Raw genomic sequence first — 12,753 nt, forward strand, 5'->3', positions numbered from 1 at the left:
TCAAACTCTCCAATAAAGTTAGTTTGTCTAGCATCTAAAAATAAAAATTGACGTTCACGTTGTTTGTTTCGTTCAGTTTTCAAAGAACTACTTCGCCGCTCGATTGCGACTTCCTTATGTTAACATCTTCGTTTTTCGATGTCAACTAAGTTTTTCAAATTTCTTTTTTGTCGTTTACTGCGTTTCCGCATCAGCGACGTTTATTAATATATCACGCAGTATATATAGGGTCAATACTTTTTCTGAAAAAATTTCACATCCCGTTAAAAAACTAAATTAACTATAGAAAAAAATTACTACTCCTCTTTTATAGACATGCTCCTTCCACCTAATCTCTTTCTGTATTGCATCTTAAAAGAAAACACTACTGTTCTTTAATAAGTGATAAATTTAATCATCACCTTCGTTTTCATAAAATATTCTAAATTGTGTGTTATATTATTCCTATAGGAGTGTGGTGGGAATGGGTATTAAATATTCGAACAAAATTAATAAAATCCGAACCTTTGCATTGAGTTTAGTATTTATCGGCCTCTTCATTGCATACTTAGGTGTCTTTTTTCGCGAAAACATCATTATTATGACAACCTTTATGATGGTTGGTTTTTTAGCTGTCATCGCTAGCACTGTTGTTTACTTTTGGATTGGTATGTTATCTACAAAAACGATACAAATTATTTGTCCAAGCTGCGATAAACCAACAAAAATGCTCGGTCGTGTCGACGCATGTATGCATTGCAATCAACCTTTAACACTTGATCGAAATCTAGAAGGAAAAGAATTTGATGAGAAATATAATAAGAAGAGTTATAAATCATAGGTATATGGAGCTTACAAAACTAAAGAAGTTTCATCTCATTAAAAAGGTGATTTCTTAACTAAGAAATCACCTCTTGTATTTGTTCTTATTAAATTTGATTCTTCACTTAACATTTTAAATCCTCATGAGTCTAACACGATTCCCATATATAATAAAGAAAGAGGTCGACGTATAGCCGTCAGCCTCTTTCTTTTTATTATATATTACGCCTTATGACACTCTGGACAAACGCCATAAATTTCTAAGCGATGACTATTAATAACGAAGCCTGTCGTTTTTGCAGCTTCCTCTTCAAGCTGTTCCAATCCTCCATAAGGAAAATCAACAATCTTACCACATTTTTCGCAAATCACATGATAATGTTGACTTGTAACATAATCAAATCTACTTGAAGCATCCCCATAAGTTAATTCCTTTACAAGTCCAACTTCTTTAAACACACGTAAGTTATTATAGACAGTTGCAACACTCATATTTGGAAACTTACCTTCTAATGCTTTATAAATGTCATCCGCTGTTGGGTGCGTCATAGATTCCACAAGGTACTCTAAAATAGCATGACGCTGTGGAGTAATGCGTACACCCGTATTTTTCAGCATTTCTAGCGCTTCTTTTAATTCTTCTTTGACCACCGTCATGCACCCCGATTCTATACGGATTATTATTTTATAATTCTTATAAAGAGTGTACTCTTTTTCTTATAAATCGTCAATATTTCTACTATAAGTATGTGGTTTATTTTCGTATATAGCCTTATTCTTATGTATCTTCCCCCATTCCCTATACATTTACATAGAAAAAAGTGCGACATAATCGCACTTGGAATACTATCATCTGAGGAGGTATGCCCTACACTTTCACTTTATGTATCGCAAGAAAATATGTATAGACGCATGCCTTACATATGTATTTTTTCTCCTCATTAATATAGATTTATTTTATATAAGAAAGAACATCCTCAATATGCCCTTTCACTTTCACTTTACGCCACTCATTTACAAGCTCACCGTCTTTATTAATAAGGAATGTAGAACGCTCAATTCCCATGTACTCTTTTCCGAAGTTCTTTTTCAGCTTCCAAACATCGTACAATTCTGCTACTTTATGATCTTCGTCTACTAAAAGTACAAATGGAAGCTCATGCTTCTCAATGAATTTCATATGTCTATTTGCTGAATCTGGACTTACACCAAGTATAACCGTATCCTTCTCTTGAAATAATCCATATGCATCACGAAAATCACATGCTTCAGTTGTACATCCCGGAGTCATATCTTTCGGATAAAAATATAGGACTACATTTTTACCGCGAAAGTCAGCTAAGCGAATTTGTTCTCCGTTACTTCCTTCTAATGTAAATTCTGGTGCCATTTCTCCTACTGTAATCATTGTTATCACTCCTTCTCTTTTCTTTTACTATATCAAATGCGACCTTATTTTTCATTGTCTATTACAGATCTCATCACAAAGGCAAACGGTAATGTATATCCAATTAGCGCTTCTCCAATTGCAATCCATCTTCCGATTCCAATCGGAGCTATATCACCATATCCAACGGACAATAAAGTAACCGCGCTAAAATATAAACATATTTCAACGAGCTGAAAGGAATGAGCACTTAACCTATCCCCATCTTCTTTCAAAACTGCAAAACCCATTTCCTCTAGCACAACATAACTTAATCCAAACGCAATCAGTACCGTTGTATAAATCAAAAACAACGTAGCTAAATTGTACAGCGAAAAGAAACGATTGGAATTTGAATATGAACTCCATAATAATTGGACACTTCTCAAAATAGCGATTGCTGCAATTAATAGAATAAATCCCCATAACATGTCCTCCACCTCGTTTTATATGTATGAGGACTGTAGCTGATTTATCCCTTAGAAACGAACAAGCTTCTATAATTAATTTCCTGCACCACGATATCGTTTAACCCCTTGATTCCAGAGGGTAATTGCAATAGTAAAACAGATAACACCAACAATTGGAGTTGCGAAAGCATAGCTATTCCACTCTGTTTTTCTTAAAAAGTATGCTGCTGGATATACCCCAACAAATGCAAACGGTAAAACAAACGTTAAAACAAAGCGAATAACACGGTTATAAATATCAACAGGGTAGCGTCCATAATTCCCTATGTTATACATAAGCGGCATAATGGAACTTTTCGCATCCGACCAAAAGCCAAAACTTGCAAGCGTAACAAATATCCCGCCGTACACAAGTGCCCCTCCCCCTACCATGAGTAGGAATAAGAAGAAATCATACCAGTAAAAAGATAATTGCAGCTCCATTGCTGCATAACCCATCACAATAATCCCCGTAATAGCTCCAATTAAAGATTCAAGTTCCATTCTTTCTAATATAATTTGAAATAAACTATGAATCGGTCTCGTTAATATACGGTCCATTTCTCCTTTAATAATGTAACGATCATTAAAGTCCCATATATTAAAGAAAGCTGAAAAAATGGCAAACGGTACTAAAAAGAACCCATAAATAAAGATTACTTCTTCTCGGCTCCACCCTTTTAGTGCTTGGGTATGCCCAAACACAACGAGAATGAAGATTAAATTAACAGCTTGTAGTGATAAATCTGAAAGTAATCCGACGATAAAATCGCCACGATACTCCAATTTTGTTTTTATATATTGACTTGCATATTGCAAAAATAATTTTATATATATCATCTCGTCATCCCCCTTGTACGATTAGACGTTTTCTCGCCGTTTTCCACATCAGTACAATTGGAATAATAAGTATAATTGCCCAAATCACTTGAAATAATAAAGCTTCATATAACTTATTTCCTTGTATACCTTCAGAGAAAATCATACTCGGAATATAACTAATTGCTTGAAACGGTAAAAACACCATTGCTTTTTGGGCCCATAACGGATAAAAACTAATCGGTAATAATAAACCAGAAAATAAATCGATAACAACACGTTTCGCATACATAATTCCACTATTATTAAATAAGAAGAATGTAAGCATTCCTGTCATTAAATTTATTTGTGTATTAATGATAAAACTAAATATTAAAGATAAGAAGAAATATAACCACGTTTGAAAATTTGTTGTAATTTGTAATGAAAATAATAACGTAACAATAACCATACCCGGAATTGAAAAGAAAGCAAAACGAAATATCCCTTCTCCAAGCCCTTGCATAACTTTCATACCTAAATAGTTATATGGACGAATTAGCTCTACCGCCACACGTCCTTCTTGAATTTCCATCGCAATTTCTCTATCTATATTATTGAAATAAAAAGCGCGTGCCATCCATGCGATCGCAATATACGTAGTCATTTGCGAAATAGATAAACTTTCAATATTCTCTTTCCCGCTATAAATTGCTTGCCATAAAAAATAATACGCACCAATGTTAATCGTATAAATTAAAATCCCGCTGTAATAATTTGTACGATAAGCAAGCATCATTAAAAAGCGGATCCGAATCATTTCAATATACTTACCCATGCATAATACCTTCTTCATAAATGTTACGAATAATTTCCTCTGTAGACACTTCGTTAATTTTCAAATCTTTAATTTGAAAGGCTTGTACTACTTTAGAAATCAACATAGAAATGATAACTTCTTCATTCGGTATTTTTGCAACCCATGCGTTTTCTTCTTTCGTTTTTGACCAAACAACATGACTATCCGGCATAACCATTGATAACTCCTGGTATGAAACTGGGGCAACAAACTGAAAATGTATTTCCTTCTCTACTCCCCACTGCGTACGAAGATTATCTAAAGATCCGTCATACATAATATTCCCTTCATCAAGCATGATGACGCGTTCACATAAAGCTTCAATATCAGTAATATCATGTGTCGTTAATAAAATTGTTGTTTTATAACGTTCATTCATCTCTTTTAAGAATTCTCGTATTTTCAATTTCACAAGAACATCTAGTCCAATTGTTGGCTCATCTAAAAATAATAACGGCGGATTATGAATTAACGCCGCTGCCAATTCACAACGCATTCTTTGACCAAGAGATAATTTCCGTACCGGTTTATCTAATAAAGGACCGATATCTAACGTTTCAATAACATGTTCCATATGTTCCTTATACTGAGCGTCTGATACACCGTACACTTTCTTCAATAAACGAAATGATTCTTGTACAGCAATATCCCACCAAAGCTGGGAACGCTGACCAAACACAACGCCGATTGTTCTTACAAATTCTTCTCTCTGTTTGTGTGGATTCATTCCATTCACTGTAATTTGTCCTGATGTCGGAGTCAAAATCCCTGTAAGCATTTTAATCGTCGTTGATTTACCAGCACCATTCTCACCAATATAACCAACCATTTCACCTTGCTTTACAGTAAAAGAAACATCATTTACTGCTGGTACTATTTTATAATCACGATTTAATAAATCGCGAAATGCACCCTTTAATCCCGGACGACTTGAATAAGCTGTAAACTCTTTACGTAACCCTTGTACCTCAATTACCGATTTCATAATCGGACCCCCTTCCTAAATGTCACAACGAATAGTTTACCCAACTGCTCCTTCTATCACAAACAATACGTCTTTTCAAAAAACATGTTAGAATAATACATAGATTTTTGTAAGGAGATGAATTGTAGTGAATTTCACAAAATCAGAAGCGTTACATAAAGAAGCTTTAGAACATATCGTTGGTGGTGTTAATAGTCCTTCCCGTTCTTTTAAAGCAGTTGGAGGCGGTTCTCCTGTTGCAATGGAACGCGGAAAAGGTGCTTATTTCTGGGATGTAGATGGAAATAAATATATCGATTATTTAGCAGCGTATGGCCCTATTATTACTGGACATGCTCACCCACACGTGACAGAAGCAATTAAAACAGCGGCTGAAAACGGCGTACTATACGGTACTCCAACAGCATTAGAAGTAAAATTCGCAAAAATGTTAAAAGAAGCAATGCCCGCTTTAGATAAAGTCCGCTTCGTGAACTCTGGTACAGAATCCGTTATGACAACCATTCGTGTTGCTCGTGCTTACACTGGCCGCACAAAAATTATGAAATTCGCTGGTTGTTACCACGGTCATTCCGATTTAGTACTTGTAGCAGCTGGCTCGGGTCCTTCTACTCTTGGAATTCCTGATTCAGCGGGTGTGCCACAAAGTATCGCTCAAGAAGTTATTACTGTTCCATTTAATAATGTAGAAACTTTAAAAGAAGCGTTAGATAAATGGGGACATGAAGTAGCAGCTATCCTTGTAGAGCCAATCGTTGGAAACTTCGGTATTGTTGAGCCAAAACCTGGCTTCCTTGAAAAAGTTAACGAACTTGTTCACGAAGCTGGTGCACTAGTAATTTATGATGAAGTTATTACTGCTTTCCGCTTTATGTATGGCGGCGCTCAAGACTTACTTGGCGTAACCCCAGATTTAACAGCACTTGGTAAAGTTATCGGCGGCGGACTTCCAATTGGTGCTTACGGTGGTAAAAAAGAAATTATGGAACAAGTTGCACCGCTCGGCCCTGCATACCAAGCTGGTACAATGGCTGGGAACCCTGCTTCTATGGCATCAGGGATTGCCTGTCTAGAAGTACTTCAACAAGAAGGCGTATACGAGAAATTAGATGCACTTGGCGCAATACTTGAAAAAGGAATTTTAGATCAAGCTACAAAATATAACATCGATATTACAGTAAACCGTCTAAAAGGTGCATTAACTGTATACTTCACAACAAATACAATTGAAGATTACGATGCAGCCAAAAATACAGATGGTGAAATGTTCGGTAGATTCTTCAAGCTGATGCTTCAAGAAGGTATTAATTTAGCACCTTCTAAATATGAAGCATGGTTCTTAACGACAGAACATACAAAAGAAGATATTGAATATACAATTGAAGCTGTTGGCAGAGCATTTTCTACCCTAGCGAACAATAAATAATCTCTTCATTACAAAAGGAAAAAAGAAAGCCCATCTTTCTTTTTTCCTTTTTTCTATTTCATAAATCCCTCATTAATAGTATAATTATTCATAATTATCTGTTTTATATTCTTTTATATCCTTACTATCCATGTATACAAGGCAGTTCACGCCTTAAATAGTAAGATTATTCAAAATTCATTTTCCAGAGGGGGGATTGACGGATGCTCAACAAAAAAAACAAATGGACACCGTCTTTATTTCGGAATTATAAAAATGCAGAACATGATGCGTGTGGAATCGTTTCCGTTATGGAAAAACGAAGAATTCCTACAAAAGAAAACATCGATCTTTGTATACAATCGCTAGTCAAAATGAATCATAGAGCTGGTTTCATTAATGGCGAAGGAGATGGTATCGGAATTCATATCGACATGCCAAAAGCACTTTGGAATGAAAAACTGAAAAGTAGCGGATATAATCCAACGATTGTGGATCATCCCCACTTTATCGTTGGACATTTTTTTCTAAACAAAAAAGAAAACATTGCTGAGTTAAAAGATTACATTCGTACGCAACTAAACAATGAAAGCTTTACAATTGTTCTCGAAAATGATGATGTAATAAACTCAGATGCACTCGGTCCTCTTGGTAAACAAGAAGAACCTTTATTTTGGCAAATTGCCCTTATCGCCGAAAGTGAAGTTAAAAATATTGAACAAACATTATTTTCTGTAACAATAAAAATCGAAGAAAATGAAGCAATCCATGTTGCCTCATTAAGTCATGAACATGTTGTATATAAAGTTCTCGGTGCTGGCGATACACTCGTTGCTTATTACAATGATTTACAACACCCACTTATCGCTTCAACTATGACACTAGGACATAATCGCTATTCTACTAATACGTTATCTAATTTTTTTCGTGTACAACCATTTAGCATTCTCGGACATAATGGCGAAATTAACACGATTGCAAAATTACGCGATCAAGCTGAAATGATTAATGTACCACTTACTGCCGGGGGCAGTGATTCCCAAGATTTAAACCGCACCTTAGAAACCCTTCTCGTTCAGTATAACTACAGTTTATTTGAAGCAATGGATATATTATTTCCACCAATTATTAATGAAATAAAACTTTACGAAACAAACTTACAAAACTTATACATTTATATACGTGAGGCTTGGGGGCATTTCGCACAAGGTCCAGCTGGTATTATTTCACGTTATAAAGATGAAGCTGTTTTCAGTGTCGATTCCCTTGGATTACGCCCAGTTTGGAAAGTAGAGACAGAGAGCTCCTATATTTTCTCTTCTGAACCTGGAGTTGTATCACCAACTGAATATGTAGCAGAGCCGAAACCACTCGCTCCTGGAGAAAAAGTTGGATTAAAATGGAATCAACAATATGAGCTCGTTCTCTATGAATACGACAATTATCAAATTGAAGTATATAACCGTTTTAAGAAACGAATCGATGTTACCAATTATCATGTAAACTTATCTACACCTGAAACGAAAGAAACTGAGGGATTATGTGCTTCGGTTCAAGTTGAAACGAATCAATACGTCGCTTTTGGCTGGGATCGAGAACATATTCAGCTCCTTGAACAAATGGCGACAAAAGGCGTCGAACCAATTCGGTCACTTGGGCATGACTCACCACTTGCCGCACTTGATACAGATAGACGAAATATTGCTGATTTCATTAAGGAAAGTGTAGCCGTTGTTACAAATCCAGCAATCGATCGCGATCGAGAAGTTGAACACTTCTCCACACGTACTGTACTCGGAGAGCGTCCGGGTTTATTAGATAACTCTAAACAACCATTTGTAATCGAGATGCTTTCACCCATTATTTTAGAAGGGAATTTAGCTCAATCGATCGCGGCAGACTTACACACGATTACGTACGAACAACTTATACAGCTATTCATTACTCATAGCTCTGTCTCTACAATTCCCATTACATTTAGTCCATCAGAAACTCTACAAATCGCATTAAATCGAATTAGTTCCGAAGCGATAGCAGCCGTTAAAAATGGTGCTTCCCTACTATTATTAGATGACGCTAAATCTCATCAAAATGAACTGTTATGGATTGACCCACATTTAGTTACTGCTAAAGTACATCAAGCATTAACTGAAAATAAATTACGCCGGAAATGCTCTCTCGTTATACGTTCCGGTGCCCTTCGCTCCTTACACGATATCGTCACGCTATACGGATTAGGGGCAGATGGTATTAATCCATATTTATTGTTCGCAACGGTAAATGATGAAACAAAAGTACCAATTACTAATTTGTATACCGCACTTAATAAAGGACTAGAGAAAGTAATTTCAACGATTGGAATTCATGAATTACGCGGTTACGGTCGCCTCTTCTCCTCTATTGGATTACATGAGGAAATCGCAAATATATTACAAATTACAAACTTCTGCGGTTCAAATAATTTAGCTTTTTCACTTGAATCACTTGCTGAAGATGCAAAAATTCGAGCTGAGGATTTTAACAATCCAAAAGTTAGAATGCGAAAATCATTTCATATATTCCCGCGGATTTGGAAAGCAATTGGTGATGTTGCAAAAGGAAACTCTTATGATGATTACCGCGACAAGTTAAGTGAATTAGAAGAAAACACTCCCATCGCAATCAGGCACCTTGTTCAAACAAAACAAGCACAGCATGTAGTTCCGACTGAAGAAGTGTCCATCGGCATTCACAATCATGATTTACCATTTATTATTAGTTCCATGTCATTTGGTTCTCAAAATGAAATTGCCTTTCGCGCGTATGCAGAAGCTGCCGATCAGCTAAATATGATTAGTTTGAACGGTGAAGGCGGCGAAATTAAAGATATGATTGGTAAGTACCCACATACACGCGGACAACAAGTTGCATCTGGCCGATTTGGAGTAAACGCTGAACTACTAAATTCATCAAATTTAATTGAAATTAAAATAGGTCAAGGAGCAAAGCCTGGTGAAGGTGGACATTTGCCTGGTTCAAAAGTGACTGCCAAAATTGCGGAAGCACGTAATGCTACAATTGGTTCGGATTTAATTTCACCTTCTAACAACCATGATATTTATTCAATTGAAGACTTGGCTCAAATGATTACAGAAATTAAAACGGCTAATCATCTTGCAAAAGTAGCTGTAAAAGTTCCTGTCGTTCCTAACATCGGAACAATTGCTGTCGGTATCGCAAAAGCTGGCGCTGACTTTATTAACATTAGTGGATTTGATGGCGGAACAGGTGCTGCGCGTATTCACGCATTGCAACATGTTGGTCTTCCTGTAGAGATTGGTGTTAAAGCTGCTCACAATGCGTTACTAGAAGCAAATATGAGACATAAAGTAGAGATTTGGGCAGATGGCGGTATTCGAAGTGTAAATGACGCCTTAAAAATCATGCTCCTCGGAGCAAACCGGATCGGATTTGGCACATTATCAATGATTGCAATTGGCTGTACAACTTGCCGTGGTTGTCATCTTGATACGTGCCACGTCGGAATTGCAACACAAATTGAATCTGAAGCTCAAGCGAAAGAACATGGACTGCGCCGTTTCGTTCCACGTGAATTAGAAAGCGCAGTTACAGGGCTATTAAGCCTATTCACTACTTTCGGTACAGAATTGAAACGTTTAACAGGGCAGCTCGGTTACACAAACTTACAAGATATTATCGGACGATCGGATTTATTAGAACAAACTCGAGGCAAGGACTTATTAGACTTACGTAATTTAATACAAACGATAGAAGATTCATCTGTGAAAATAACGGCATCTGTACAAGAAAAACAATTTGAAACAACAAATTCTCTCCAGTCAAAAGAATTAGTAAGCGTCGGCGTAGAGCAACGCGTAATGGGCGGTCTAGAATCCTGTTATCGTATTCGTAGCAAATTATATGAAAACACTCATCTTGAACCACTTACATTAAAGTATACAAACGGATCTGTTCCCGGAAACGGATTAGGCGCGTACAATAGCGAGAACTTATTTATACACGTAAATGGTGGCGCGCAAGATGGAATTGGAAAAACTTCATTTGGCGGTGGCATTTATATAACGAAAGCAAAAGGAACAGATGGAACATATTATAACGGTTCTGTCGGAAAAGGATTTGGATACGGTGCTCAAAAAGGTGCATTATACGTGCAAGGTAACGCTGATGCTCGTGCTGGCATTCGCCTTTCTGGAGCAGATATGATAATTGGAGGCAGAATTACAAAACCACTCCGCGAAAAAGAACAAGGAAATATCGGAGTATATTCTAATATAAAAGGATTTGCTTTTGAATATATGACAAATGGTCGTGCTCTTGTTTTAGGAGATCCTGGTCCATGGATTTGTGCCGGCATGACTGGTGGTGTTGTTTATTTACATCATGAGCCAAACTTAGGTTTAACAGAGCACGCTTTAAAAAGAAGAATTGCTAAAGGTGCAAATGTAACATTGCAGCCAATTAGTAAAAATGGTTTGCAAGATGTGAATGAATTATTATTAGACTACATTCGTGTATTAAATGAGCACGAACAATATGAAGAAGTCGCTTTGTTAACACCATTATTAGATGATATCCAGCTTCACTTCTATGAAATTATCCCGAAAAAAGAACAGGCGGATCCATCTATTTCAACTGAATGATATGTACAATATTTATTTTCATAAAAAAATTGACGAAGCGAGCATCGCATAGTAATCTAGAATAACAATTTGAAACCTGCTGAAATTCAGCAGGTTTTTTTATTAAAGAATAGATGTTTAAAGAGAATTTGGAGAAATTATAAATTGATTGTAATTTATTTATTAAACTTTTTAACGTCACTAAAATATCACTTGCTAACATATTGTAATGAATGTATAGTATCATGTTGTACATTCATTATGACAAGAGAAAGGATATCAATAAGGGTATGAAACTTGGTGCTCGCATTTTAAAAACGGGTATTGCCATTACATTAGCTTTATTTGCTTGTATTTTACTTCAATTACCGAGTCCTGTATTTGCGGGAATCTCAGCTATCTTTGCTGTTCAACCGTCTGTATACCGCTCGTATTTAACTGCTCTTGAGCAAATTCAAGCAAACGTAATTGGTGCTGTATTCGCTATCGTATTTGCTACTGCTTTTGGACATAATCCTTTTATTATTGGATTAACGTGTATATTAGTAATTGCTCTTACTTTACAATTACGCTTAGAAAAAACAATATCACTCGCTTTAGTAACAGTTATCGCCATTATGGAGTATCAAGGCGAAGATTTCTTTAATTTTGCCTTACTTCGATTCGCGACGATTATGATTGGAATTATTGCGGCTTCGCTTGTAAATTTAGTATTTATGCCGCCAAAATATGAAACAAAACTTTACCATCGCATCGTTGATAATACAGAGGAAATTGTTAAATGGATTCGTATGAACAGTAGGCAAGCTTCTGATTTTACAACGCTAAAAACCGATATTGATCGCATGAAAGAAAAAATGATTAAACTAAATCATTACTATTTGCTGTATAAAGAAGAAAGAAGCTATACGAAAAAAATACAATTCGCGAAAATTCGTAAGCTCGTTTTATTCAGACAAATGTTAGCGACAACAAGCCGCGCTTTAAGCACGTTAAAATCATTACATCGCACCGAAAATGAACTGCGCTATATGCCAGAAGAGTTTCAGGAATCTATTCAAAACGAACTTGATTCATTAACGCATTATCACGAACAAGTGTTATTAAAATTTATTGGTAAAGCAAAGAAACAACAATCCGTTGAGATGCTTGATGAAGTTGAAACCGGTAAACAAGAATTGATTGATATCTTTATGGATTATCAAAATAAAGACGATGAGGAAGCATATAAAATATGGTTACACCTCTTCCCTCTTATTTCTTCAATTATTAACTACAGTGAGGAAGTAGAGCATTTAGATTTACTTGTGGATAGCTTCTACACATACCATAAACCAGAAAGCGAACTCCAAATCGAAGATAAAAAAGAAGACGAATAAAAAACAGCTCC

10 protein-coding genes are annotated in these 12,753 nt (G+C 36.1%); 4 read left to right on the top strand and 6 right to left on the bottom strand.

What is annotated here, in order from left to right:
* Positions 1 to 463 precede the first annotated feature (463 nt).
* Positions 464 to 820: a YgzB family protein gene (locus CQ058_RS22915; protein WP_002125074.1), complete on the top strand. Its 357-nt coding sequence runs from the start codon at positions 464 to 466 to the stop codon at positions 818 to 820.
* A 203-nt stretch (positions 821 to 1,023) separates the two neighbouring features.
* On the opposite strand, the gene perR is transcribed toward CQ058_RS22915, so the two are convergent.
* The 6 genes from perR to CQ058_RS22945 all read right to left on the bottom strand — a co-directional run bounded on the left by perR (position 1,024) and on the right by CQ058_RS22945 (position 5,318).
* Positions 1,024 to 1,452 carry a peroxide-responsive transcriptional repressor PerR gene (perR, locus tag CQ058_RS22920; RefSeq protein WP_000237831.1) on the bottom strand — a complete coding sequence of 143 codons (429 nt, stop codon included), beginning with the start codon at positions 1,450 to 1,452 and terminating at the stop codon, positions 1,024 to 1,026.
* Positions 1,453 to 1,753: 301 nt separating this feature from the next.
* The gene (gene bcp / locus CQ058_RS22925) at positions 1,754 to 2,209 is read right to left on the bottom strand and encodes a thioredoxin-dependent thiol peroxidase (protein WP_002029647.1); all 456 of its coding nucleotides are present in this window, start codon (positions 2,207 to 2,209) and stop codon (positions 1,754 to 1,756) included.
* Between the two features lie 44 nt (positions 2,210 to 2,253).
* The gene (locus tag CQ058_RS22930) at positions 2,254 to 2,658 is read right to left on the bottom strand and encodes a potassium channel family protein (protein WP_002125072.1); all 405 of its coding nucleotides are present in this window, start codon (positions 2,656 to 2,658) and stop codon (positions 2,254 to 2,256) included.
* 72 nt (positions 2,659 to 2,730) lie between these two features.
* On the bottom strand, positions 2,731 to 3,516 hold the full coding sequence (locus tag CQ058_RS22935; RefSeq protein WP_002125070.1) for an ABC transporter permease: 786 nt from the start codon (positions 3,514 to 3,516) through the stop codon (positions 2,731 to 2,733).
* 4 nt (positions 3,517 to 3,520) lie between these two features.
* Positions 3,521 to 4,312: an ABC transporter permease gene (locus tag CQ058_RS22940; protein ID WP_002140292.1), complete on the bottom strand. Its 792-nt coding sequence runs from the start codon at positions 4,310 to 4,312 to the stop codon at positions 3,521 to 3,523.
* Entirely contained in the window at positions 4,305 to 5,318 is a 1,014-nt protein-coding gene (locus CQ058_RS22945; RefSeq protein ID WP_105589995.1) for an ABC transporter ATP-binding protein, read from the bottom strand. Before CQ058_RS22945 ends, CQ058_RS22940 begins: the two co-directional genes overlap by 8 nt.
* A gap of 127 nt (positions 5,319 to 5,445) precedes the next feature.
* Between CQ058_RS22945 and hemL the strand changes: the two genes are divergently transcribed.
* The 3 genes from hemL (at position 5,446) to CQ058_RS22965 (ending at position 12,742) form a co-directional block, all read left to right on the top strand.
* Complete coding sequence (gene hemL / locus CQ058_RS22950; RefSeq protein ID WP_002191859.1) at positions 5,446 to 6,744, top strand: glutamate-1-semialdehyde-2,1-aminomutase; 1,299 nt, start codon at positions 5,446 to 5,448, stop codon at positions 6,742 to 6,744.
* 203 nt (positions 6,745 to 6,947) lie between these two features.
* The gene (locus CQ058_RS22955; protein ID WP_105589996.1) at positions 6,948 to 11,384 is read left to right on the top strand and encodes a glutamate synthase-related protein; all 4,437 of its coding nucleotides are present in this window, start codon (positions 6,948 to 6,950) and stop codon (positions 11,382 to 11,384) included.
* Positions 11,385 to 11,653: 269 nt separating this feature from the next.
* Complete coding sequence (locus tag CQ058_RS22965; protein ID WP_002063696.1) at positions 11,654 to 12,742, top strand: aromatic acid exporter family protein; 1,089 nt, start codon at positions 11,654 to 11,656, stop codon at positions 12,740 to 12,742.
* Positions 12,743 to 12,753: the final 11 nt, after the last annotated feature.

Origin of the sequence: Bacillus sp. MYb56 (assembly GCF_002976445.1) — a bacterium.
GTDB classification, from domain to species: Bacteria; Bacillota; Bacilli; order Bacillales; family Bacillaceae_G; genus Bacillus_A; species Bacillus_A mycoides.